25 protein-coding genes and 3 tRNA genes are annotated in these 23734 nt (G+C 67.6%); 5 read left to right on the forward strand and 23 right to left on the reverse strand.

The annotated features are described in order from the left end of the window. Nucleotides 1–47 precede the first annotated feature (47 nt). The 4 genes from rplK to OHA70_RS06250 all read right to left on the reverse strand — a co-directional run bounded on the left by rplK (nt 48) and on the right by OHA70_RS06250 (nt 2042). Complete coding sequence (gene rplK, locus OHA70_RS06235; protein WP_020388147.1) at nt 48–479, reverse strand: 50S ribosomal protein L11; 432 nt, start codon at nt 477–479, stop codon at nt 48–50. A 12-nt stretch (nt 480–491) separates the two neighbouring features. Continuing rightward, nucleotides 492–1613 (reverse strand): transcription termination/antitermination protein NusG, encoded by a 1122-nt coding sequence (gene nusG / locus OHA70_RS06240; protein ID WP_328329497.1) that lies wholly within the window; start codon nt 1611–1613, stop codon nt 492–494. Nucleotides 1614–1671: 58 nt separating this feature from the next. Continuing rightward, the gene (secE, locus tag OHA70_RS06245) at nt 1672–1914 is read right to left on the reverse strand and encodes a preprotein translocase subunit SecE (protein WP_328329499.1); all 243 of its coding nucleotides are present in this window, start codon (nt 1912–1914) and stop codon (nt 1672–1674) included. A 55-nt stretch (nt 1915–1969) separates the two neighbouring features. After that, nucleotides 1970–2042, reverse strand: a tRNA-Trp gene (locus OHA70_RS06250). A gap of 293 nt (nt 2043–2335) precedes the next feature. Here OHA70_RS06250 and OHA70_RS06255 point away from each other — a divergent pair. The 3 genes from OHA70_RS06255 to OHA70_RS06265 all read left to right on the forward strand — a co-directional run bounded on the left by OHA70_RS06255 (nt 2336) and on the right by OHA70_RS06265 (nt 6079). Continuing rightward, entirely contained in the window at nt 2336–3529 is a 1194-nt protein-coding gene (locus tag OHA70_RS06255) for a pyridoxal phosphate-dependent aminotransferase (protein ID WP_328329501.1), read from the forward strand. Between the two features lie 58 nt (nt 3530–3587). Then, nucleotides 3588–4634, forward strand: coding sequence for an adenosine deaminase (locus OHA70_RS06260; protein WP_328329503.1), 1047 nt, complete (start codon nt 3588–3590; stop codon nt 4632–4634). Between the two features lie 77 nt (nt 4635–4711). Then, nucleotides 4712–6079 carry a TrpB-like pyridoxal phosphate-dependent enzyme gene (locus OHA70_RS06265; RefSeq protein ID WP_328329505.1) on the forward strand — a complete coding sequence of 456 codons (1368 nt, stop codon included), beginning with the start codon at nt 4712–4714 and terminating at the stop codon, nt 6077–6079. Here the strand turns inward: OHA70_RS06265 and OHA70_RS06270 are convergent. Further along, complete coding sequence (locus OHA70_RS06270) at nt 6076–6582, reverse strand: hypothetical protein (protein ID WP_328329507.1); 507 nt, start codon at nt 6580–6582, stop codon at nt 6076–6078. The genes OHA70_RS06265 and OHA70_RS06270 overlap by 4 nt on opposite strands. A gap of 127 nt (nt 6583–6709) precedes the next feature. Between OHA70_RS06270 and OHA70_RS06275 the strand changes: the two genes are divergently transcribed. Further along, nucleotides 6710–8092 (forward strand): hypothetical protein, encoded by a 1383-nt coding sequence (locus tag OHA70_RS06275; protein ID WP_328329509.1) that lies wholly within the window; start codon nt 6710–6712, stop codon nt 8090–8092. A gap of 31 nt (nt 8093–8123) precedes the next feature. Here the strand turns inward: OHA70_RS06275 and OHA70_RS06280 are convergent, their stop codons facing one another. From OHA70_RS06280 to OHA70_RS06300, 5 genes are all read right to left on the reverse strand, one after another. Further along, the gene (locus tag OHA70_RS06280) at nt 8124–8429 is read right to left on the reverse strand and encodes an endonuclease domain-containing protein (RefSeq protein ID WP_328329512.1); all 306 of its coding nucleotides are present in this window, start codon (nt 8427–8429) and stop codon (nt 8124–8126) included. A 495-nt stretch (nt 8430–8924) separates the two neighbouring features. Beyond that, nucleotides 8925–9161: a hypothetical protein gene (locus OHA70_RS06285; protein WP_328329514.1), complete on the reverse strand. Its 237-nt coding sequence runs from the start codon at nt 9159–9161 to the stop codon at nt 8925–8927. 120 nt (nt 9162–9281) lie between these two features. Continuing rightward, a complete protein-coding gene (locus tag OHA70_RS06290; RefSeq protein WP_328329516.1) occupies nt 9282–10472 on the reverse strand; it encodes a UDP-N-acetylmuramate dehydrogenase in 1191 nt (396 codons plus the stop codon). Next, nucleotides 10469–10882 (reverse strand): MaoC family dehydratase, encoded by a 414-nt coding sequence (locus OHA70_RS06295; protein ID WP_328329518.1) that lies wholly within the window; start codon nt 10880–10882, stop codon nt 10469–10471. Before OHA70_RS06295 ends, OHA70_RS06290 begins: the two co-directional genes overlap by 4 nt. Further along, entirely contained in the window at nt 10879–11301 is a 423-nt protein-coding gene (locus OHA70_RS06300) for an FAS1-like dehydratase domain-containing protein (RefSeq protein ID WP_328329520.1), read from the reverse strand. Before OHA70_RS06300 ends, OHA70_RS06295 begins: the two co-directional genes overlap by 4 nt. A gap of 107 nt (nt 11302–11408) precedes the next feature. Here OHA70_RS06300 and OHA70_RS06305 point away from each other — a divergent pair, with 107 nt between their 5' ends. Further along, on the forward strand, nt 11409–12137 hold the full coding sequence (locus OHA70_RS06305) for a hypothetical protein (RefSeq protein ID WP_328329522.1): 729 nt from the start codon (nt 11409–11411) through the stop codon (nt 12135–12137). 58 nt (nt 12138–12195) lie between these two features. Here the strand turns inward: OHA70_RS06305 and rpmG are convergent, their stop codons facing one another. The 13 genes from rpmG to OHA70_RS06370 all read right to left on the reverse strand — a co-directional run bounded on the left by rpmG (nt 12196) and on the right by OHA70_RS06370 (nt 23730). Continuing rightward, the gene (gene rpmG, locus OHA70_RS06310; protein WP_020388160.1) at nt 12196–12363 is read right to left on the reverse strand and encodes a 50S ribosomal protein L33; all 168 of its coding nucleotides are present in this window, start codon (nt 12361–12363) and stop codon (nt 12196–12198) included. A 51-nt stretch (nt 12364–12414) separates the two neighbouring features. Further along, nucleotides 12415–12488 (reverse strand) — tRNA-Met (locus OHA70_RS06315). Nucleotides 12489–12537: 49 nt separating this feature from the next. Continuing rightward, nucleotides 12538–12610: transfer RNA gene (locus OHA70_RS06320), tRNA-Thr, on the reverse strand. Between the two features lie 135 nt (nt 12611–12745). Next, a complete protein-coding gene (locus tag OHA70_RS06325; RefSeq protein WP_328329525.1) occupies nt 12746–13786 on the reverse strand; it encodes an LLM class flavin-dependent oxidoreductase in 1041 nt (346 codons plus the stop codon). Beyond that, complete coding sequence (locus OHA70_RS06330; protein ID WP_328329527.1) at nt 13783–14577, reverse strand: DUF1684 domain-containing protein; 795 nt, start codon at nt 14575–14577, stop codon at nt 13783–13785. Before OHA70_RS06330 ends, OHA70_RS06325 begins: the two co-directional genes overlap by 4 nt. After that, nucleotides 14574–15686, reverse strand: a complete 1113-nt coding sequence (locus OHA70_RS06335) for an LLM class flavin-dependent oxidoreductase (RefSeq protein WP_328329529.1) — start codon at nt 15684–15686, stop codon at nt 14574–14576. Before OHA70_RS06335 ends, OHA70_RS06330 begins: the two co-directional genes overlap by 4 nt. Then, entirely contained in the window at nt 15676–17595 is a 1920-nt protein-coding gene (locus OHA70_RS06340; protein ID WP_328329531.1) for an FAD/NAD(P)-binding protein, read from the reverse strand. The genes OHA70_RS06335 and OHA70_RS06340 overlap by 11 nt, the downstream gene beginning before the upstream one ends. Continuing rightward, entirely contained in the window at nt 17592–18905 is a 1314-nt protein-coding gene (locus OHA70_RS06345) for an NtaA/DmoA family FMN-dependent monooxygenase (protein ID WP_328329533.1), read from the reverse strand. The genes OHA70_RS06340 and OHA70_RS06345 overlap by 4 nt, the downstream gene beginning before the upstream one ends. After that, on the reverse strand, nt 18902–19957 hold the full coding sequence (locus tag OHA70_RS06350; protein ID WP_328329535.1) for an LLM class flavin-dependent oxidoreductase: 1056 nt from the start codon (nt 19955–19957) through the stop codon (nt 18902–18904). The genes OHA70_RS06345 and OHA70_RS06350 overlap by 4 nt, the downstream gene beginning before the upstream one ends. Continuing rightward, nucleotides 19954–21009 (reverse strand): NADPH-dependent FMN reductase, encoded by a 1056-nt coding sequence (gene ssuE, locus OHA70_RS06355; RefSeq protein WP_328329537.1) that lies wholly within the window; start codon nt 21007–21009, stop codon nt 19954–19956. Before ssuE ends, OHA70_RS06350 begins: the two co-directional genes overlap by 4 nt. Before the next feature lie 46 nt (nt 21010–21055). Next, nucleotides 21056–22018 (reverse strand): ABC transporter substrate-binding protein, encoded by a 963-nt coding sequence (locus OHA70_RS06360; protein ID WP_328329539.1) that lies wholly within the window; start codon nt 22016–22018, stop codon nt 21056–21058. A gap of 9 nt (nt 22019–22027) precedes the next feature. Next, the gene (locus OHA70_RS06365) at nt 22028–22978 is read right to left on the reverse strand and encodes an ABC transporter substrate-binding protein (RefSeq protein ID WP_328329541.1); all 951 of its coding nucleotides are present in this window, start codon (nt 22976–22978) and stop codon (nt 22028–22030) included. Further along, nucleotides 22978–23730: an amino acid ABC transporter ATP-binding protein gene (locus tag OHA70_RS06370; protein WP_442913901.1), complete on the reverse strand. Its 753-nt coding sequence runs from the start codon at nt 23728–23730 to the stop codon at nt 22978–22980. The genes OHA70_RS06365 and OHA70_RS06370 overlap by 1 nt, the downstream gene beginning before the upstream one ends. Nucleotides 23731–23734 lie beyond the last annotated feature (4 nt).

Consider the following 23734-nt stretch of genomic DNA (forward strand, 5'->3'; position numbering starts at 1 on the left):
CGCCCTTCCACTCCTGCTGGCTCACCGAGGTGAACCGGAAAGAGGTACTACTTCTCGATCGTGACGCCCATCGAGCGCGCGGTGCCCTCGATGATCTTCATCGCGGCGTCGATGTCGCGCGCGTTCAGGTCGGGCATCTTGGTGGTGGCGATCTCGCGGACCTGGTCCTTGGTGATCTTGCCGACCTTGTCCTTCTGCGGGACGGCCGAACCCTTCTGCAGGCCCGCAGCCTTCTTGATCATCTCCGGCGCCGGCGGCGTCTTGGTGATGAACGTGAAGGAGCGGTCTTCGTAGATGGTGATCTCGACCGGTACGACGTTTCCGCGCATGGACTCCGTCTGGGCGTTGTACGCCTTGCAGAACTCCATGATGTTGACGCCGTGCGGACCGAGCGCGGTACCGACCGGCGGGGCCGGCGTCGCGGCGCCGGCCTGGAGCTGCACCTTCACGAGGGCAGCGATCTTCTTCTTCGGAGGCATTCTCTGGGGTCCTTAGACTTTCTGGATCTGGCTGAAGCTGAGTTCCACCGGGGTCTCCCGGCCGAAGATCTCCACCAGCGCCTTGATCCGCTGGGCGTCGGCATTGATCTCCGTGATGGTGGCGTGCAGGGTCGCGAACGGCCCGTCGACGACCATGACCGAGTCGCCCACACCGAAGTCGGCGACCTCGACCTTCTTCTTGGCCGCGGTCTTGGTGGGTGCGGCACCGGTCTCGGCAGCCGCCGCCTCGGCCGCCGCCACGACGGCCGGAGCGAGCATCTTCTCGACCTCTTCGAGGCTGAGCGGGACCGGCTTCTGGCTGTTCCCGACGAAGCCGGTCACCGACGGCGTGTGCCGCACGGTCGACCAGGACTCGTCGGTCAGGTCCATCCGGACCAGCACGTAGCCGGGGAGCACGGTGCGCTTGACCATCCGGCGCTGCCCGTTCTTGATCTCGGCGACCTCTTCGGTCGGCACGACGATCTCGAAGATGAAGTCCTCCATGTTCAGGGAGTTGATCCGGTTCTCAAGGTTTCCCTTGACCCGGTTCTCCATCCCTGAGTACGTGTGCACCACGTACCAGTCGCCGATCTGGGAGCGCAGCGTGTTGCGCAGCTCCTCCAGCGGGTCACCCGGCTCGACCTCTTCGGCGACCTCTTCCTCCGCCTCATCGGCAGAGTCAGCGTCGTCGGAGTCGCCGGCGGACGAGAAGACGACCTCGTCGACCTCGGGCTCCGCCTCGGTGGTGTCGTCCGGAGCCGTCTCGGCGGTCTCCTCGGCGAGCTCGTCCGCGGCGTCGTCGATGTCGGCCTCGGTGACCACCTCGGCGTCCTCCGCGTCGTCGGCGGCCGCTACGACCACCACCGGCTCGTCGTCGGAGTCGTCCGCGTCGGCATCGCCGGTCTCGGCGTCGTCGTCGGCCGCGTACTCGCTCTCGGCCGCCAGCGGCACCTCGTCGTCGTCGCCGACCTCGACCTCGATGTCCTTGAACAGGTCGTCGTCGTCGTCATCGTCGTCGGAGTCGTCGAAACCCAGGTCGAGATCGATTTCGTCGTCGGAGTCAGCGGTTACGTCGAACTCGTCCTCGTCGAGGACCTCGTCGTCGCGCTGGTCGGACACGTTGTACTCCGTCATCTGTGCATCGGGTGGTGGAACCGGGTGGGCTCCGGCTGTGGTGCGGGCGGCGGCTGGGTCAGCCGAAGATCTTGAACATCGCCCAGCCGAAGGCGAGGTCGAGCACCGAAACGATCGCGATGACGAACACCACGAAGGTCAGCACGACCACGAAGTAGGTGGACAGCTGCTTGCGGGTCGGCCAGACCACCTTGCGGAGCTCGGCGACCACCTGGCGGTAGAAGCGCAGCAGGCGGTTGCCGCCCTTGCTCTCCGCAGGCTTGCCGGCGCCGGACGGTGCCGGGGTGCGCGTCTCCGTCACGACCTACCTCTTTCGCTAGCGGCGGCCTGACCGGCCTTGTACCGATCAGGATTTGCAGGGCACGAGGGACTTGAACCCCCAACCTTCGGTTTTGGAGACCGATGCTCTGCCAGTTGAGCTAGTGCCCTCTGCAAAGTTCCGAACGCCGCTGGACCTGATCTCGGGCATGCCGAGTCAGGGCCATCTACGCCCGGACTAGAAGAGTGTACGGGGTCGGGGCCACCTGGTCGAACTGAGCCCCAGGGTGCTCCGGGTCCCCGCCACGGCGGCGAACCTCCGTGGACTTCGGGCCGGACGTCGTACTGCGGGCAGAACCTTACCGTCTCCACGACGTTGCCAACGCCAGGGGGCCCACCATGGTTCCGGTCACCAGGCGATACCCGGATGTGACCACGGGCAGGTCAGTGCCAGGATGGGGCCTATGGTCTCCCGCATCTCCGCACGTATCGGTGCAATCAGTGAATCGGCCACCCTCGCTGTCGACGCGAAGGCGAAGGCCCTCAAGGCGGCCGGCCGCCCGGTCATCGGCTTCGGCGCCGGTGAGCCGGACTTCCCGACCCCGGACTACATCGTCGAGGCGGCCGTCGCGGCCGCCCGCGATCCCAAGAACCACCGCTACAGCCCGGCGGGTGGTCTGCCCGAGCTCAAGCAGGCCATCGTCGAGAAGACGAAGCGGGATTCCGGCTACGAGATCGAGGCGTCGCAGGTCCTGGTGACCAACGGCGGCAAGCACGCGGTCTACAACACGTTCGCCACTCTGCTCGACCCGGGCGACGAGGTACTGCTGCCCGCGCCGTACTGGACGACGTACCCCGAGACGATCCAGCTGGCCGGCGGCGTGCCGGTCGAGGTGCTCGCCGACGAGACCCAGAACTACCTGGTCACCGTCGAGCAGCTCGAGGCGGCCCGGACCGAGAAGACGAAGGCGCTGCTGTTCTGCTCGCCGTCGAACCCGACCGGCGCGGTGGACACCCCGGAGGCGATCGAGGCGATCGGCCGCTGGGCCCTCGAGCACGGCATCTGGGTGATCACCGACGAGATCTACGAGCACCTCACCTACGGCGACACCAAGTCGACCTCGCTGCCGGTCGCGGTACCGGAGCTGGCCGACCAGACCGTCGTCCTGAACGGCGTCGCCAAGACGTACGCGATGACCGGCTGGCGGGTCGGCTGGATGATCGGCCCGAAGGACGTCATCAAGGCCGCGACGAACCTGCAGTCGCACCAGACCTCGAACGTCTGCAACGTCGCCCAGCGGGCCGCGATCGCCGCGCTGACCGGTGACCTGAGCGCGGTCGACGAGATGAAGCTGGCCTTCGACCGCCGCCGCAAACTGATGGTGCAGATGCTCAACGACATCCCCGGCATCGAGTGCCCGGAGCCGACCGGCGCGTTCTACGCCTACCCGTCGGTCAAGGGCGTGCTCGGCCGCGAGATCAACGGCAAGGCGGCAAACACCTCGACCGATCTGGCCGGCATCATCCTCGACGAGGTCGAGGTCGCGGTCGTGCCCGGCGAGGCGTTCGGCGCTCCGGGCTACTTGCGGCTCTCCTACGCCCTGGGCGACGCAGACCTGACCGAGGGCGTCTCCCGGATCGCCAAGCTGCTCAGCTGACCACCCCCGACAGACCGCCCGGTTTCTCCTCTGGGCGGTCTGTCGGTAACCTTCTGTAATGACGGATCGGGACCTGCGGCTGCTGCCGAAGACCCACCTGCACCTGCACTTCAGCGGGTCGATGCGGCACCTCACCCTGGTCGAGCTGGCCGACAAGCACGGTGTGCGGCTGCCCGACGCTCTGCGCACCGATTGGCCGCCGCAGCTGTCCGCGGCCGACGAGCGCGGCTGGTTCCGCTTCCAGCGCCTGTACGACGTCGCCCGGTCGGTACTCCGCACCGAGGATGACGTCCGTCGCCTGGTCCGGGAGGCGGCCGAGGACGATCGCGCGGACGGCTCCCGCTGGCTGGAGATCCAGGTCGACCCATCCGGGTATGCGAGCCGATTCCGCGGCATCACCGAGTTCACCGACCTGGTACTAGACGCCGCCCGCGACGCCTCGGCGAGCACCGGGATCTCGGTCCAGGTCGTCATCGCCGCCAACCGCACCAGGCATCCCCTCGACGCGCGGACCCTTGCCCGGCTCGCCGCGCAGTACGTGGGCCGTGGAGTGGTCGGCTTCGGCCTGTCCAACGACGAGCGACGCGGTACTACGTCCGAGTTCGCCCCGGCGTTCCGGATAGCCCGTCATGCGGGCCTTCTGTCCGCACCTCATGGCGGCGAACTCTGTGGCCCCGCGACCGTGCGGACCTGCCTCGACGAGCTCGGTGCCGGGCGGATCGGACATGGCGTGCGCTCCGTCGAAGACCCCGACCTGCTGAAGCGAGTGGTCGACGCCCAGGTCGCGCTGGAGGTCTGCCCGGCGTCCAACGTGTCGCTGGGGGTCTACCGGCGCCCGGAGGATGTGCCGCTACGACAGCTGTACGAGGCGGGCGCCCGGATCGCGTTGGGTGCCGACGACCCGTTGCTGTTCGGCTCGCGGCTGGCCGAGCAGTACGAGACGGCCAGGAGCGTGCACGGCTTCACCGACGCCGAACTGGCCGACCTGGCGAGGGGCTCGGTGCTCGCGTCGACCGCACCATCCGAAGTACAGAAGAGCTTGCTCGGTGAGATCGACCAGTGGCTCGGTGTCGACCAGCCGGTATCGGTTCCCACTGCGTTCTAGCGGGTGCACGAGGAGTGCTCGCCGGGTGCATGACGAGGGCATTGCGGCGGGCTGGGAGCGGGCCTAACTTTGCGTGCATGACGCCGACGAAGATCCTGCTGCCCGAGGACGAGCTGCCGACCCGCTGGTACAACGTGCTGCACGATCTGCCCACGCCTCCGCCACCGGTGCTGCATCCGGGCACCGGGCAACCTGTGGGGCCGGATGACCTTGCTCCGCTGTTCCCGATGGACCTGATCCTGCAAGAGGTGTCGCAGGAGCAGTACATCGACATCCCGGGCGAGGTGCTCGACGTCTACCGGTTGTGGCGGCCGAGTCCGCTCTATCGCGCGCACCGGCTGGAGAAGGCGCTCGATACGCCGGCCCGGATCTACTACAAGTACGAGGGCGTCTCCCCCGCCGGCTCGCACAAGCCGAACACGGCAGTGCCGCAGGCCTACTACAACGCCAAGTCAGGAGTCCGGAAGCTCACGACCGAGACGGGCGCCGGGCAGTGGGGCACCGCGCTGGCGTTCGCGTGCGCGCAGTACGGGCTGGAGTGCGAGGTCTGGCAGGTGCGGGCTTCGTACGACCAGAAGCCGTACCGGCGGACGATGATGGAGGTGTTCGGGGCGACCGTGCACCCGAGCCCGTCGGACCTGACCGAGTCGGGGCGGAGGATCCTTGCCGAGAACCCTGATTCCACCGGGTCGCTCGGGATCGCGATCAGCGAAGCGGTCGAGATGGCGGTCGCCGATCCGACCGTGCACTACGCGCTCGGCAGCGTGCTCAACCACGTACTGCTGCACCAGACGATCATCGGCGAGGAAGCGCTGATGCAGCTCGCGATGGTCGGCGAGACTCCCGATGTACTGGTCGGCTGCACCGGTGGCGGGTCGAACTTCGGCGGGCTCGCGTTCCCGTTCCTGCGGGAGAAATGGGCGGGCCGGATGTCACCCGTCGTACGGGCCGTGGAGCCGGCCGCGTGTCCGTCGCTGACGCAGGGCACGTACGCCTACGACTTCGGCGACACGATCGGGATGACGCCGCTGATGAAGATGCACACGCTCGGGCACGACTTCGTGCCGGATCCGATCCATGCGGGTGGGCTCCGGTACCACGGGATGAGCCCGCTGATCAGCCACCTCTACGAGACGGGCGAGATCGAGGCGATCGCGAAGCCGCAGTCGGAGTGTTTCGCCGCCGGAGTGCTGTTCGCGCGGTCCGAGGGAATCTTGCCGGCGCCGGAGCCGACGCATGCGCTGGCCGCGGCGATCGAGGAAGCCCAACGCTGCAAGGAGTCCGGCGAGGAGAAGGTCATCCTCACGGCACTCTGCGGACACGGACACCTGGATCTGGCGGCGTACGACGCATATCTGTCGGGCGCGATGACCGACCGAGCGTGGGACGACGCCGAGCTACAGGCTTCTGTCGCGGCTGCACTGGAGAAGCTGCCTGCGGTCTAGAAGCGCTTCCACCAGGGTTTGGGGGTCTTCGAGGGTGCGTTGAGCCAGTCCTCGGGGACTGCCCAGCCCTTGGCGGCGATCGCGTCGAAGTACTGGATCTTGAGGGTGTGGGGCAGCCAATACGTCGCTCTGCTCTTGTCGGTCACCTCGAAGTAGGTGGTCCGGCGGCGCTGGCTCCACACGGTCGCCAGGTCGGAGCAGTAGGCGAGCCGGGTGAAGTCCCAGCGAGCCTGCACGTCATCCAGGTCGTACGAGCGCTCCGCCACGACCAGCAGCCGCCGCTGCGGCGCAGGCTCGTTGCCGATGGCATCGATCAGCTCCCGGACGACGGCACGGTCGTCGGTCATCTCCTCCGGCAGGTAAAGCTGCCTGGGGTCCAGCGCTGCCGTCTCGAGCCGGGGCCGGGCGACCTCGAGGAAGGTCTCCAGCAGCGCGAAGGCCTCCTCAGCCCGCCCGAACCGGCGCAACTCGGCACGCAACGTCGTCACTGCTTCTTCGGCCACCTGCCAAAGCCTAAGCGGGGTTGGGAAACGGGGCAGCTCGGGGCATCGCGGGGCAGCTTGGGGCAGCTCGTCCACAGGGGCCCTGAAGACCGTCGCGGAGCGTGTCCGGGCACCTACAGTTACCGCCATGTCAGAGTCGAACGAGTTGTTGCGAGCCGCCCGGGAACGGACGCCGTCCCCCAACACCCCGGGCGCGCACCTGTCCCGCGCGGAGCTGGCCGAGGCGGTCTGCGCCTGGCTGTGGGCGACCACCGACACGAGGTACGAGCTGGATGGGCATTACATCGCCAAGCTCGAACGCGGCGCGGTGCGCTGGCCGGGCGCGGCGTACCGGGCCGGGCTGCGCGAGGTGCTGCACGTCGCCACCGACAGTGAGCTGGGCTTCAACCAGGCGGGGGCATCGGGCCCGCTCGCGCCGGAGGCGACCAGCTGCTCGATGGCCGGGATGGAGGACAAGCTGATCGATGCTGCCGACCAGTCGATCTCGCTGCTCGCGCTGGCCGAGGAGTCGAACGTCGGCGGCCTCACCGTCGAGCAGCTGCACGCGGACATCCAGCGGATCGCGCAGAACTACCTCAAGGTGCCGACCAAGGCGCTGTTCCAGCGCAGCCTCGCCGTCCGCGACCGCGCCTTCAAACTGCTCGGCGGCCGGCAGCCACCGCAGCAGACCCGCGACCTGTACGCCGCTGCGGGCTGGGCGCTGACGCTGCTCGGCTGGATGTCAGTCGACCTCGGCCGACCGGAGGTCGCGGAGAGCCATACGCGGACTGCCTGGGCGTGTGCCGACGCCTCGGGCTACGACGAGCTGCGCGCCTGGGTCCGGGCCACCCAGCACACCACCGCCTTCTGGCAGGACGACATCGACCACGCGCTGGACTTCGCCCTCGACGGCCTGCGCTACGCAGCCGGTACCTCCGCCCTCTTCCTGGCGTCGGCCGCCGCCCTGGACCTCACCCGAGCCGGCCGGACCGACGAAGCCCGCGCCATGCTCGACCAGGCCAAGCGCACGAAGCCCGACCCTTCGGTGCCTGAGCTCGGCGGCCTCTTCCTCTGTACTCCGGAACGCGCCGAAGGCCTCTGGTCCGACGCCTACCTCACCCTGGGTCAGCCCCAGCTGACTCTGGACCATGCGAACCACAGCGTCGCCCTCTTCGAGTCCGCACCACATGCCCTGCGCAACCCCGGTTCCGAACGCATGGCCCGCCTCCAGCAGGCAAAGGCCCACCTCCTCCTCGGAGAGCTGGACGGCGCCCGGGAGGCTCTCACCCCAGTCCTCGCCACCAGGACGGAGTACAGAGTGCGCCCCCTGATCCACCGGGTCAGCGAGGTAGCCGCCCTGACCCGCTCCACCCCCTACGCCGACGACCCCAAAGCTCAGTCGCTCCAGGCCGTCATCCGAGAGTTCACCCGCTTCCCCGCCACCACCCGCGACCCCCTCGACGAGATAGCACAGGGCGAACCGGACACAACGACAGGTAGTAGCAGACGGAAGAGTCTCAGCAAACGCTAGGCCGGCGCTTGGCAGGGTCCTTCTCCTTTCACTACGTCCTGTCCTTCTGCACACCGCCCCTTTGCACCAGAGCCGCCCGGATCATGTCCCCCACCCACTCCGGCTCGGCCAGCACCTGCCAGTAGGTGAACCGCAGCACCAGCCACCCCGCCGCCACCAACTCGTCGTAGCGGCGACAGTCGGCGGCGAAGTCACCACTCGACCCGTGGAACGCGAATCCTTCCGCCTCCAACGCGATCCGGGCCTCCTGATGCCCAAGGTCGACCCGCACCTCGAAGCCGCCGGTCTCCACCCGGAGCTGAGGCGTGAACCCATCGATCCGCTGTGTCAGCAGCAACGAACGGCGGAATACGACCGCAATCGAGAACCGTACGCAGCACCGAGGTGATCCTTTCCGACCGATCTCCGGCCGCGATCGGCGCCCAATGCAGTACTGCCGGCGGCCCTTTCCTCGGGCGGCGCTTCGGCGGGATGGTGATGTGCGGCTTCTCCGGTGTGGCGAGGATCGGGAGCCCCCAGGCTGCTGCGGCACTCAGGTGCGACACAACGCCGGCGTAGGCCACTGCGACTTGCTTGTCGGTCCCGGTCGTGACGCCGCCGGATCTCTCGGCGTCACTCGCTGGAAGGGTGTAGATCCCTCGTGCGAGCCGCTCGATCACTCCACTCTTCACCGCAGCGTCAAGCTTGCGGCGCGTGGTGACCGCACGCAGTTCCGTGAAGGTGGCATGGCCGTTGCCGGCCAGCACGTCCACGACTGATTGCACCCGCCGATGGTGGCTTGTTCAGGGTCGTTGTGTTCGGAGGCTGCAAAGGCCCTGGCCTGAACCGGCTGTCAGTTCCCGGTGAGAATGGCGATCAGGTAAAGCACCAGGAGAACGGCGATGTTCATCCCGGCCCCGAGAGCCGCCGGCCCGGGCGACTTGCGCAGGAGGACCAGGGCAGCCACAACGCCCAGCAGAGCCACCGGGAGAGCGACGATGACCCCGAACAGCAGGCCCAAGATCAGCGCCAGCACCGCCAGACCGCCGGCCTTCAGCAAGGGCCGGCGTCGCACGGCCGAGTCATTCATCGTCGATATCATCAGTCCTCCGCTGTCTGACTCGCACAGGAGTACAGCGTCGGCGCATCGAGGACCTGGATCAATAGATCGGCGCTGCAACAACCAGCAAGCACCTCGCCAATGAGTTGATCAGAGGCTGCAGTTCACCAGGACTGGTTCGTTGACGAGGGTGATGTTGAAGGCGTGGTGGACCTGGGTGCGGACGTGAGTGGCCAGGGCCAGGAGTTCCTTCGAGGTGGCGTTGCCTCGGTTGGTGAGGGCGAGGGTGTGTTTGGTGGAGACGGCAGCGTCGCCGATCGAGAAGCCCTTGGGGATACCGGCGTGTTCGATCAGCCAGGCGGCGCTGGTCTTCACGCGTCCGTCGGGCTGGGGCCATTGGGGGGCTCCGGCGGGGACCTCGGCGGTGGTGTCGAGGAGGGGGTTGGTGAAGAAGGAGCCGGCGCTCCAGGTGTCGTGGTCCTCGGGGTCGAGGACCATGCCCTTGCTGCGGCGCAGGGCGAGGACGGCCTCGCGGACCTCGGTCATCGGGGCGCGGGAGCCGGGCTCGACGTCGAGGGTGCGGGCCAGTTCGGCGTACCCGATCGGAGCGGAGAGGTCGCCAAGGGGGAGCTGGAAGGCGACCTCCAGTACGGCGTACCGGCTGGGGTCTGCCTTGAAGCGGGAGTTGCGGTAGGTGAAGCCGCAGTTGGCGGCGAAGATCGTGCGGACCGCGTTGTCGACCCGGTCCCAGACGCGGACGGATGCGATCGTCTCGGCGACCTCGTGCCCGTAGGCGCCGACATTCTGGACCGGGGTCGAGCCGGCCAGTCCGGGGATGCCGGACATCGACTCGAGGCCGCTCCACTCCTCGGCGATAGCGCGCTGTACTACGGCGTCCCAGTCCTCACCGGCTTGCACGTGGATCATCGCGCCGGAGCAGGCGTCCGCGTCGACCCGGATGCCGCGGGTGGCGATCTTGACGACCGTTCCGCGGAAGCCCTCGTCGCCGATCACCACGTTGCTGCCGCCGGACAACAGCAGTACCGGCTGAGCGGCCGCGTCGGCCTCGCGGACCGCGTCGATCAACTCCTGCTCGGTGGTCACCTCGATCAGCTGGTCGGCGGGACCGCCGATCCGCAAGGTGGTGAAGTCCGCCAACCGGACGTCCTTGGCCACGGCGGCTCCTGCAGCTCCGGCGACCGGGGTAACGGTGGCCGGGGCGTCCGTGGCCGGGGTGCCGATGGTTGAGGCGTCGGTAGCGGGGGCGTCGGTGACCGGGTCACCGGTGGCTGAGGCGTCGGTGGCAGGTGTGTCGGTGGCCGGGGGGTGCGGAGTGGTCACGGGAGTCGCACGACCGCTCGGGCTCGGCCCAGGACTTTTTCTTCGCCGGCCAAGGCGGTGATGTCGATCTCGGCGTGGCCGTCGCCGGTCAGCTTGTCGACCTTGGCGGAGAAGGTGACCGTGGCGCCCTTCTCGTCATCCGGTACGACGACGAACTTCGTGAACCGCACCCCGTACTCGACCAGGTCAGCCGGGTCGTCCAGCCAGTCGGTGACAACGCGGGCCGCGCTAGCCATCGTGAGCATCCCGTGCGCGATCACGCCGGGCAGCCCGAGAGCAGCCGCCATCCGGTCGTTCCAGTGGATCGGGTTGAAGTCGCCACTCGCACCGGCGTACCGAACGAGGTCCTCGCGCCGCAACGTGATGGTCAGCGGCGGCAACTCAGTTCCGACCTCGACAGGCGTGCTCATGAGTCCGCCCGGTTGTGCGAGATCGTCGACGTGGAGGTGGCGATCGGCTCGCCGTCGACGGTGGTCAGCGCGGTCTCGTACATGATCACCTCGACGTCACCGGCCTTGCGCACGGTGGTGATGGTGGCGGTCGCGGCGATCTCGTCGCCGGCCTTGATCGGGCGGGTGTAGCTGAACTTCTGCGCGCCGTGCACGATCCGGTCCAGCCGCAGCCCGAGCTCCGCGTCGGCGAGCATCACGAGCAGCGCAGGGTTGGCGACCATGAAGGCGAAGGTCGGTGGTGCGACCGCGTCAACTCCCCGGTACGCCGGGTTGGGATCGCCGATCGCGTCGGCGAACTCCCGGATCTTCTCCCGGCCGACCTGGTAGGACTCGGCGGCCGAATAGCTCCGGCCGACCATCGTGGCGTCGATCGTCATGTCCAGTAACCCTACTGGCAGACTGTGACCAGAGTGCCGCCACCCACTCCTCCCGAGACGGAAGGGTCAGGACGAAGGTGACGGCAGGACGGGGAGGTGTAGCCGGTTTGGCCCGCTACGCCCCGAGGTACGGGCTGGAGATCGGCGAGCCGAGCGGGACCGACTGGCTCAGGGTCGATCGGCTGCTCGAACCGGACGGTCCGGAGCTGACCGAGCTGCTCAAGCGCGACCACGACGCGAGCGACCACGTCTCGGCCCACGCGAACGCGCTCAGCCTGATGTCCTTCTACGCGGGCCGCGCCCCGGCGACCGCACTGCTGCTCTGGGCCCTCGAAGGCCGCGTCCTCGACATCCGCCCGCACAACCTCTGGGTGAAGCCCCACGACGGCCACGGCATCGCCTCCGTCGCCGTCCGCTCGGCCGACTTCCTCCCCGGCGACCTGCAGACCCTGTACGACGTGGTGCTGACGCAGCACCTGCTCCCTCTCTCGGCCGAGCTCCACCGCCGAACCCGAGCCGGCCTCCGCCAACTCCACGGCGGCGTCGCCGCAGGTTGCGCCATGGCCTTCTGCGCCGCCACCCGCGAGCAGGAAACGGTAGCCCCGTCCTTCCTCCTGGACCGCTGGCAAACCTTCATCACCAACGCCCCCGCCGGCCTCTCCCGCCTGGGCGAGGTCACCGAAGCAGCCGGCAAACTCGTCTACCTCCGCAACACCTGCTGCCTCTACTACACGAGCACCAAGGGCTGCGGCACCGTCTGCGGCTCCTGCTGCCTGACCTCCCGCGAAGACCGCCTCACCGCCTACGCGGCCGGCAAGCCCATCCTCACCGTCTGAGAACAGCGAAAGGCCCGCTTCGCGAAACGAAGCGGGCCTGACGTGAAGACTGCTGAGGTCAGCGGGTCTCGCGGTGGTCGGTGTGGTCGTTGCAGCGGGCGCAGTACTTCTTCAGCTCAAGACGGTCCGGGTCGTTGCGCCGGTTCTTCTTGGTGATGTAGTTGCGCTCCTTGCAGACCGTGCACGCAAGGGTGATCTTCGGGCGGACGTCGCTTGCCTTAGCCATTACTGCCTCTTTTGTCTGGAACGCGCAACTGGAGTGATCGCGTTCTCGAAGTAGCGGGGGCGGGAGTCGAACCCGCGACACCACGATTATGAGCCGTGTGCTCTAACCACCTGAGCTACCCCGCCGGGTAAGTCCGCCATCCCACCCGGCGGACCAGGTGGGATGCGATCTTTGAGCCCCTTTACGGAATCGAACCGTAGACCTTCTCCTTACCATGGAGACGCTCTGCCGACTGAGCTAAAGGGGCGGGCCGAGGAGAGATTACACGGTCTCCTACCCCGATGTGAAATCGGGGAAGAAGCGCCTTGCAGGCCCCTCGTTCCGACCAGAGAAGCATACCGGGTCCGGCGAGTGCTTCCGACCAATTTTCGGCCCAGTTCGGTCAGGACCAGACGCGACTCGGGTACGACGCCCGCAGTACCGGTACGACCTCAGTGACGAAGGTCTCGACGCTGGCCCGGTTCTCGTCCTCCGGCAGCCCGGAGACCTCCAGCGAGACGCCGGACAGCTCATGCCCGAACGCCTCCTGGTACCGCCCGAACTTGTCGATCACCTGCTCCGGCGACCCGACCAGCACCGACCCCTGCGCCAGGAACTCCTCCAGCGTCGAGAACGGCAGCTTGTTGTGCTTGGCCCCCGGTGAGTCCATGAAGGCGTCGAAGATCGGCCGGTACCCCTCCAGCGCCTCCTGCGAGCTCTTCTTCACGTAGAGCCCGTTGAACCCGGCCCCGACCACCGCATCGGCCGGGTCGTGCCCGTACGCCTCCCAGCGCTCCCGGTAGTGCCGGATCAACCCTGCGTACTTCTCCATCGGGTGGAAGCCGTTAGCGGAGAACAGCGGCTCGCCCCACTTGGCCGCGAGCTCCGTCGACTCCGTGGATGACGCAGAACCATGCCAGATCGGCAGGGGCGACTGCAGCGGCCTCGGCTGGGTAGTGGCGTCCACCAGGGCCGGCCGGTAGGTCCCGGACCAGGACACCGACTCCTCCCGCAGCAGCCGCCGCAGTAGCTCGTACTTCTCCCTGTTCCGCTCCCACTGCCCGTCGAGGTCGTACCCGAACAGTGCGTTCTGATCCGGGTCGTTGCCCTTGCCGATGATGATGTCGAGCCGCCCGCCCGACAGCTGGTCCAGCGTCGCGTACTCCTCAGCCACCCGCACCGGGTCCAGCAGCGACAGCACCGTCACCGTAGTGAGCAGCCTGATCCGGCTAGTAGACGCAGCGATATAGGCAAGCACCACCGGCGGCGAGGAGGAGATGAACCGCTGCGCATGCCGCTCCCCCACCCCGTACCCGTCGAAGCCGAGCTCCTCCGCCCACTGCGCCTGCCGGACCACGTGCTGGAACCGCTCGTACGTCGTGAGCTGCCGCCCGCTGATCGGGTCCGGCGAGTTGTCGATCAGCGTGTAGGTACAGAACTTCACCGCGGCCTCTTCTCCCCTGCAGTGACAGGTACTGCCAGCTGGTTGCCCGCCACCGGCGCTGGGCAGGTGCCGTAGTCGGTGAAGGCGTACGGCAGGTTGGTAGTCCGGTTGAAGTCCACGACCACACTCCGATCGGCCTGCACCGGCCCAGTGGTCACAGTGCGCCAGAGAGCCGTCTCGACCCCATTGGTCTCGTCACGGAACGACAGCGCCACCCTCCCCTCCCCCGCCGCAGTAGCCACCAACTCGTACGCCGAATCGCCCAGCGCCAGGTGAACCGTCCCGATGGCCGTCACGTGCTGCCGAAGGTCGGGCCGAGCAGTAGTCACCTCAACCCGCACAGGCTCCTCGTACGGACTGAAGTGGCCAGTGACCACCCAGGACGGGTCCACCGGATAGGTGGGCACTCCGTTGAAGCCGACCCGGGTAGTGGCGCGGGGATCGCGCTGACGGATCGCGTAGCGGCCTCCGCGGAGTACCAGCTCAACCAGCTTGTCCCCGTGCAGCAGCCAACTCAGGGAACCGGCCTCCGCGACACTGGCTGAGGCACTGCCCTCCAACGGCTCTCCATTGAGCGTCAACCCCTCAGCCGCCGTCACATGCGCCTGACCATCAGCCGTCCACCACTCACCGGGCAGCCCGGGGAGCGCGGACGGTGAAGTAGACAGCCAGTTGAAGGCGACGATGGTGAGCCAGCCGTAGTCGGTGTTCAGGTCCTGCTCGCGCAACGCATGCCAGGTCTGCCAGTCCTGCTCCAGCTCGGCCTGTTGCTGCTCGGTCGTGATGGTCATGAGGCCAGGTCCTCTCGGGTGGCGTTCTCGCGGTGGGCGACTTCCTCGCGGACGAGCGGGATGACGTACCGGCCGAAGTCGACGGCGTCGTCGTAGATGTCGTAGCCCCGGGCGGAGAAGATCCGCACCCCGAGGTCGTAGTAGTCGAGCAACGCGGCGGCGACCGTCTCCGGCGTACCAACGAGTGCGGTGGAGTTGCCGCCACCACCGGTCAGGCCGGTCGGCGCGGTCCACAGCGCGCGGTCGTGCCGCTCGCCGGCCTCGACCGCCTTCAACAGTCGCTGGGAGCCGGCGTTCTCGGGTGTCTTGCGCGGATCGCGGTACCGACCGCGCGCAGCTCCACCGGCCTGCGCATCCTTGATCCGCCCGAGGATCCGCTCGGCCTTCGCCCACGCCAACTCGTCCGTCTCCGCCAGGATCGGCCGGAACGCGATCTGGATGGTGGGCCTGGGGCGCCCTGCCTTCAAAGCCTCCGCATCGATCGTGGCGAGCTGTTCCTTGGTACCGGCCAACGGCTCGCCCCACAGCGCGAAGATGTCCGCCTCCGACGCCCCGACGGCATAAGCGGCCGCCGACGAGCCACCGAAGGAGATCCGCGGCCGCGGCTGCTGCAACGGCTTGATGTCCGCCACGAATTGCTCGAACTGGTAGTGCTCGCCGGCGAAGTCGAACCGCTCGTCAGAGGTCCAGGCCTGCTTGAGGATCTGGATGAACTCCCGCGTCCGCCCGTACCGATCGTCCTTGGCGAGGAAGTCACCTTCCGCGGCCTGGTCCGCCGTCGACCCACCAGTGATCACGTGTACTTCGAATCGCCCACCGCTGATGTGATCCAGCGTCGCAAAGGTCTTCGCCGTCAACGTCGGGTAAGCCACGTTGGGCCGGTGCGCGACGACCAGGTTGATCCGCTCGGTCTTGCTCGCCACGTAGGCCGCGACCTGCGACGGGTCCGGCGAGCCCGAGTGGTACGCGAAGAGGATCCGGTCCCACCCGTTGTCCTCGTGCGCCCGGGCGAGCTTGGCGGTGTACTCGAGATCGAGGGCGCCACCGGTTCGCGGCGTGACCTCGCTGGCCGGGTTCGTCCCGGCGATACCGAGGAACTCAACTGGCATGACGTCGACCTGCTTTCTGCGACTGAACAGCGACTAGCTGAAGGAGTTGACGGGCGACCGCGTCGTTCTGGCGGAAGCCCGGACCGTTGAAATGTGGCCGGGAGAAGCCGGACGAGCCGGCCGAGCCGGAGACCGACGGCCCCAGCAGGAACAGCGACGGATGCACCGACCCGTCGGCCTTGATCGCGCGGCACTCGCCATCCGCCTTAAGCTGACCGCCGCCGAGGCTCGTACCGTCCGAGGCGATCAACTCGTCGGCGGCGAGCAGTCCCGACTTGAGCAAGCCGGTCAGCAAGGGATCGGGGGTCGCGAGTACGTCCGGTCGCGGCAACCGTGCCTCGACAAACGCCCGAGCCTCGATCTCCCCAGGCAGGGCCGGGCTGGAGGCAACGAACCGGTCATTGCGTAGAGCAACGGTTAAGGATGGTCCGGCGAAGCGGACCAGGCCGGCCCGGTGCAGGGCGAGCAGCTCCTCGAGGCGACGCGGCGGCGGGCCGCTGGCCACGAAGGAGAAGAAGCCGTGCCACTCGGTCTCGACGTGCCGGACGCGGTCCTCGTCGGAGAGGCGGCCTTCGGTGATGGCGACCGAGAGCACGCTGTAGACGCTCAGCAAGGCGTTGAAGACGGCGAGATCGGCGGAGTAGGCGGGGTCGGCGCGGCGGAGGAGGTCGGTCTCGATCAGCCGTACCAGTTCGCGATCCAGCTGGTCGGGGTCCTCGAAGGTGAGTCCCGCGAGTGGTTTGTCGACGTCGGCCAGGACGAAGCGGTCATCAGGAGAAGGGACGGCCTCGTTGACTGCTGCAACGAATTCCGGGGCTGCTGGCAACGTTCTGTCGAGCACCTCGAAGAACTGTTGCCATGGCCAAGCGGTTCGCTCCGGGTGGGCCAGGAAGAGCTGCTGGTAGTGGGCGAAGGTGAGTTCCTTGTCGACGAGCGGGCGGACTTGGGTGGCGAAGTCGAGTACGCCGTCGCCCAGTTCGTCGAGGGCCGTCTTGGTCAGGTACCGGGTGGGGACGGGGGTCGTACCGGGCACGGTGTAGCCGAGTTTGGCGTGGTACGGGACGCCGCGGCGCGAACCGACGTACAGGATGGGTTCGCTGCCGGAGGGGTTGTACTCGAGCCGGCCGCTGCATTCGTCATACCAGCCGCCGCGGCCTTCGGTGAGCAGCACCATCAGGTCGATGAACGCCTGTCCGAAGCCGCGCACGATGACTGGCTCGGCGGGGCGCAGTGAGCTCAGGTCGACGTCGGCGGTGTAGCCAGGCGGGATGTAGGTCAGGCCGGCCGACGATGCGGCGTCCGCCAGCGCCGCCTCGTCGGCCGTCGGCGCCCGATCGAGGTACCCGAGCGCGAGCACCACGAGATCCGCCTCCAGCACCTCCCCCGACGCCAGCTCCACCCGATTACCCCACTCCGAGGTGAGCGAGACGGCCCGCTCAAGGTGAGTCGTCACCCGCACGTGAGAAGGCAGCGACCGGACAACCCGATCCCAGACCCAACTCAGGTACTCCGCCTGCAGCAACCGAGGCGGAAAATCCATCGGCCCAGCCGTCTCCAGCCCGGCCTCCTCCAGCAACGTCGCCCCGACTCCATTGGCCCACGTCGCCAAATCCGGCCCCGGCACGATCGGCCCGTCACACACCACCGACTCGTCCGTAAAGATCGTCACGTCCGACGCCATCGAGTTCATCCACAACAACCGCGACTGATCCCGCCGCCAAATCCGCCCACCGCCGGCGGGATACGGATCGACGACATGGATCTCCACCTCACGCCCACCAAGCAACTCATCAGCGCTGGCGGCGAACCGCTCCAACAATCCAACGGTCCGGGGTCCACCACCGACGAACACCACCGTCGCCGGATCCTCGGTGGAACGTCGGGGATGAAGCACAGTCGGCGTGGTCATGCGTCCAGCCCGAGGTGGTGGCGCAGCGTCGTACCGGTGTATTCGGAGCGGAGGACGCCGCGGTCGCGGAGGAGGGGGACGACGGAGTCGACGAAGTCGTCTAGACCGCCAGGTGTCAGGTGTGGGACCAGTACGAAGCCGTCGGCGGCGTCTTCCTGGACGTGGCGGTTCATGGCGGCGGCGACCGTTGACGGGGAGCCGATGAAGGTTTGGCGGTTTTGCTGGTTGATGACTGTTTGGCGGAGGGACCAGCCGTGGGCCTCGGCTTGGGCTCGCCATTCGGCGACGATGGGGGCGGGGTCGTTGTAGCCGACGCGTCCCTGCGTGACAGCCGAGCCGACGACCGGGTCCTCGGCAGGCAACGGTCCGTCGGGGTCGTACGACGACAGGTCGCGGCCCCACAACAGCTCGGCCAGCACGATCGCTGTCGGCCCCGATACCTGCTGCTCGCGGATGTACTGCGCCTTGTCCGCCGCCTCGCGATCGTTGTCGGCGACAACGACCGTCACCGCCGGCATGATCTTCAGCGAATCCTCGGACCGCCCGTACTGCGGAAGCCGCGCCTTCACGTCCTTGTAGAACGCCTGCCCCGCCTCAAAACTCCCATGCCGGCTGAAGATCACATCAGCACCCTCAGCAGCGAAGTCCCGCCCCTGATCGCTGTCCCCCGCCTGGATCACCACCGGATGCCCTTGCGGCGAAGGCGGCAACCCAAAGCGCCCGCGGATGTTGAAGTGAGCGCCTTCGTCCGCGAAGGCCCCAGCGCCCTCACGAGCGAAGACCCCACCGTCTTGGTCCAGCACGAGCTCCGAGGACCAGGAATCCCAGAGCTTCCGCACGACCCGCAACGCCTCCTGCGCCCGGACGTACCGGTCCGCCTTGTCGAGATAACCACCACGCCGGAAGTTCTCGCCAGTGAAGGCATCCCACGAGGTGACGACGTTCCACGCGGCCCGTCCACCCGACAGGTGGTCGAGCGTCGCGAGCCGCTTCGCCAGTTCGTACGGTTCGTTGAAAGTCGAGTTCACCGTCGCCGCGAGCCCGAGATGCGTCGTCACCGCCGCCAGCGCACTGAGCACGGTCAGCGACTCCGGCCGCCCGACCACGTCCAGGTCGTGGATCCGGCCCTTGACCTCGCGCAGCCGCAGTCCCTCGGCCAGGAAGAAGAAGTCGAAGGTCCCCCGCTCGGCCGTATCCGCAAGGTGCCGGAACGACGCGAAGTCGATCTGCGACCTGGACTCAGGATCGGACCACACGGTCGTGTTGTTGACGCCAGGAAAGTGCGCCGCCAGATGGATCTGCTTCGTCATCGCCCACTCCCCGCATACCGATTGGCCGGCCGCCTCAACCCGAGCCGGTTCCGCAACGACGTCGCCCGACCGGCGGATGGCCCGAGCAACCGCCGCTCCCGCAGCAACGGCACAAGCCGCTCCGCGATCACCGGTACGTCGAGCTCGAGCGAGGCCGGTCGAAGATGGATCCCATCCAGCCCGGCCGCGTTCCACCCCTCGATGAGATCGGCCAGCTCCTCCACACCGCCGGCGTAATCGACCCCATCCGCCGGACCGTCGCTGAGCGCCACACTCACTGAGAGCAGCACCCGCGGATTGAGACTCGCCGCCCGTACTGCGGCCAGCCGATCCTCGAGATCAGTTGTCCCCGGCAACAACACCAAATCCGCATCGGCCGCAGCCTGCAGTGCCTCCGGAGAACTCAGCCGTACTACGGTCAGCGGGTGCCCCTGCGGCGGCCGAGGCACGATCGACGGCCCCTTGATCGAGAACGCCGGCGAGCTGTAGTCGACGTAATGGATGCGATCCCGATCGATGAACCGCCCACTGGGAGCGTCCCGGATGATCGCGTCGTCCTCCCACGAATCCCACAGCCGACGGCTGACGTCAACGACGTACCGGGCCTCCCGCCACGTATCGGCAGCCTCCGCCGGCTCCCGTCGACCGATGACCGCAGCCGCCTCCGCACTGGTCGACACCTCAGCGAGCCACCCCGCGCGACCGCCCGAGACATAGTCGAGCGTCGCCACAGACGCCTGTACGTGGAACGGCTCCGTGTGAGTCACCGTCAGCGTCGGGATCAGCCCGATGCGATCGGTCGACGGCGCGATCCGCGCGGCTAATCCCAACGCATCCAGCCGCACGCTGACCCGCGACGGCTCATCGGCCGGCGCCTCCAACGTGTCCACGAAGGTGGCGAAGTCGATCCCCGCCGCCTCCGCCCGCTGGACCGCATGCCGAGCCAACTCCCCGGTCAGGATCGCCGAAGGGTCGACCGCGGCGCCTCGCCAAGCATCAGGATGGCTGCCCGCGCCGTCGATCTCGATGGCGGTGATCAGTCGGCGGCTCATGACGCCACCTGCAGGCTCACAGGCAGGTTCTTGCTGAACGGCAACGGCCCGATCGACTCCGGATCAGCATCAACGTCGAACTGTGGCTCGAACCCGGCCGCCAGGTACAACGCACTAGCCTCGGGCTGTCGCGGCCCCGTGGTCAGATACAGCCGTCGATAGCCGAGATCGCGAGCCACCACCTCCAACTCCGCCAGCACGCGGCGGCCGAGCCCCTGTCGTCGATGCAGGTGCGAGGTCCACATCCGCTTCACCTCGGCGGTCTGGTCGTCGTACCGCCGAATGGCGCCCCCGGCCACGGTCTGCCCACCGTGCCGCAGCAGGACGAACGAGCCGCCTTGCTCAGCATGGAAGTCCGACGGCGGTACCTCGGTCAGCAAGATCTGGTCGTTACTCCGCCCGTACCGAGTGCTGTACTCAACGACCAGGTCGGCCAGTAGAGGCGCGGCCTCCGGGTCTTCCGGTCGAGCCCGTACCACCTCAAGCGCGGCCGGCTGCACGGGAACGCTCTCCACCAGTTGCTCGCCTTCCACAGTGGACAAGAACGCCTCGGTCACCTGATAGAGCGGCACCGAAGCCTCCGGATCGAGGAGCAGCCCGCCCCCGTCGTACAGGCGGATGTGCGACGACAACACGAACCACCCCTGCCCGATCGAGCCCGCACCAAGGCTGGTGAGCACCGGCCGGAGCGCGTAGTCGATCACCAGCACATGAGCCGGCGACCCGCCCGTTGCCAACGGCAACACTGGCTTGCCCCGCAGCGCGTACTGCGGGAGCAGGTCCAGGAAGACCTTCAACAGCCCCGCGTACGCCGCCTTGTAGACCGGCGTCGTCACCACCACCGCATCGGCGGCGGCCAGCGTCTCGACCGCCCGCGCGATCTCCGGGTCGTTGGCCCGCCCGCGCAGCAACGGCGTCGCCGGGAGGTCGCGCAGGACGATCGGCGTGACCCGATGTCCGTGGCTGGTCAGCCGCTTGGTCACATAGGAGAGCACCGCGTCGGTCCGGGACACGTCGGACGGACTGCTGGAGATGGTCGCGATAGTTGCCATTAGCCCCTTGCTCCTTCGCTCACTTCTGTAGCCCCCGCTCCTTCTTTCACTTCTGTTTGTTCTTGGGTAGTCCGGGCGGGTTCACCAGTGACTTCTGCACGCCCTCCGCCTCCAGGTGCCACTTGGCCAGGACCTTCGCGTAGCTGCCGTCGGCGATCGCCGCGTTGAGCGCGTCCGCGAACGGCTTGGCCAGCCCACTGCCCTTCTTGGTCGTCACGCCGACCAACCCCTGGATCGGGTAGCTCGACGAGACGGTGCCGACGATCTCGGTCTTGCCCGACGTCGCGACGTGGTAGGTCGCGGTCGGGTTCGGCCCGAGGTACAGGTCGATCCGGCCGGAATCCAGCGCGAGGTAGTAGTCGGTCGCCGACTGGTAGTACTTCGGGCTCGCGGGCTTCAGCCCCGCGGCGACGTTCTGCTTGTTCCAGTCGAGCAAGATCGCCTCCTGCAAGGTGCCCGAGCTGACCGCCACCGTCTTGCCCGCGATGTCGGCCGGCTTGGTGATCTTCCAGCCCGACCCCTTCTTCGCCTCCCAGGCATGCAGCCCGAGCCGGTACGTCGCGAAGTCGTACTTCTCCTTGCGCAGCTCGGAGACGCCGATGTTCGAGATACCGGCCTGGTACTTGCCGGAGTCCAGCCCGAGGAAGAGGTTCTCCCAGCTGGTGGTCTGGATCTCCACCTGCAGCCCCAGCACACTCCCGACCAGGTAGGCGAAGTCGATGTCGACCCCGACCGGCGTCTTGTTGTCATCGGCCGTGAACGCCAGCGGCGGCAGCCCGCCACCGGCCGAACCACTGCCGACCACGAGCTTCCCGCTGTCCCGTACCGCTGCAGGCAATTCGGCCGCGATGCTGTCCACCTTGGCCGAGGTGATGTGTGACTGCCCGGCCGAGGTGTCGAACGAGATCGCCGACGCGTCACTGCCCTTCGGCGACTCAGCGACCGGATCCGCGCAGCCCGCCAGCGCCAGCAACAGCACGCCCAGGCCGGCGACAAGTGTCTTCTTCATCGGTAGTCCTCAGCTCGTAATCGGGAGGCCGGGCGGATTGATCTCGGACTTGTCGACCGCTTCGTTCGAGACGTTCCAGCGGGCGAGGACCTTGGCGTAGGTGCCGTCCGCGATCGCCGCGTTCAGCGCTGCCTGGAAGGCCTTCACCAGCCCGCTGTCCTTCTTCGTGGTCGCCGCGATCAGTCCCTGCAGCGAGGCGCCGGCCCCGGAGAACTTGCCGATCGTCTCGGTCTGGCCGCTCGTCTTGACGTGGTACGCGACGCTCGGGTTCGGCCCGAAGTACGCGTCGATCCGGCCCGACGACAGCGCCAGGTAGGTGTCGGACGCGCTCTGGAAGTACTTGATCGAGGCGGCCGGCAGACCGGCCTTGATGTTCGCCTCGTTCCAGTCGACCAGGATCTTCTCCTGGTTGGTACCGGTGCCGACCGCGATGGTCTTACCGGCCACGTCCTTGCCGCTGCCGACCTTCCAGCTGCCACCCTTCTTCGCCTCGAACGAGATGTCGTCCTTGCGATAGGTGGCGAAGTCGTACTTCTGTTTGCGCTTTTCGGTCACCGTGATGTTCGAGAAGCCGACGTCGTACTTCGCGGAGTCGAGCCCGACGAACAGGTTCTCCCAGCTGGTCACCTGGAACTCCGGCTTCAGCCCGAGCTCGCTCGCGACCAGGGTGGCGATGTCGATCTCGATGCCGATCGGGGTCTTGTTGTCATCGGCAACGAACCCGAGCGGCGGCGTACCGACCGTGCCACCGATCACCAGGGTGCCGCGCTCGCGGACCTTGGCCGGCAACAGCGCGGCGGCCGCGTCGTTCTTGGCCGCCGCCGTCACCCGGTTCTGTTCGGGCGCGGTGTTGATGCCGCCGGTGTCGGCGGCGGCGTTCTGCGTAGTAGTGGGATCAGCGCCGCAAGCCGCCAAGAGAGCGACAGGTAGCAGGACGGCAGCGAGCAGGGATCGTTTCATCAGAGAACCTTGGAGATGAAGGCGCGGGTGCGCTCATGGGAAGGGTTGTCGAGAACTTGGTGTGGTGGTCCGGACTCGACGATCACGCCGCCGTCCATGAAGACCACCGTGTCGGCCACCTCGCGGGCGAAGCCGATCTCGTGGGTGACGACGACCATCGTGGAGCCGTCCCGGGCGAGCTCCTTGATCACGTCGAGCACCTCGCCGACCAGCTCGGGATCGAGCGCGCTGGTGGGTTCGTCGAACAACAGCACCTTTGGTCGCAGGGCCAGCGCCCTCGCGATGGCTACTCGTTGCTGTTGCCCGCCGGACAGCTGGCGCGGGTAGACATCGGCCTTGTCGCCGACCCCGACCCGTTCCAGCAGCTCCCGCGCGACCGGCTCCACCTCGCGACGCTTCCGGCGCTGCGCCGAGACGGGGGCCTCCACGACGTTCTGCAGTGCGGTCAGATGCGCGAACAGGTTGAAGTTCTGGAACACGAACCCGACCTGTGAGCGCTGGTGCAGGATCTCCCGCTCGCGCAGCTCGTGCAGCTTGTCACCGCGCCGCTTGTACCCGATCAGCTCACCGTCGATCCGGATCAGGCCGCGATCGACCTTCTCCAGGTGGTTGATCGACCGCAGCAGCGTCGACTTGCCCGAACCCGACGGCCCGAGGATCACCGTGACGGTGCCGGCCCGGACCTCCAGGTCGACGCCACGCAGTACCTCCAGCGTGCCGAAGCTCTTGTGCACGCCCTTGACGTCGAGCATGGCG

It is taken from the genome of Kribbella sp. NBC_00382 (genome assembly GCF_036067295.1).
Classification (GTDB): Bacteria; Actinomycetota; Actinomycetes; order Propionibacteriales; family Kribbellaceae; genus Kribbella.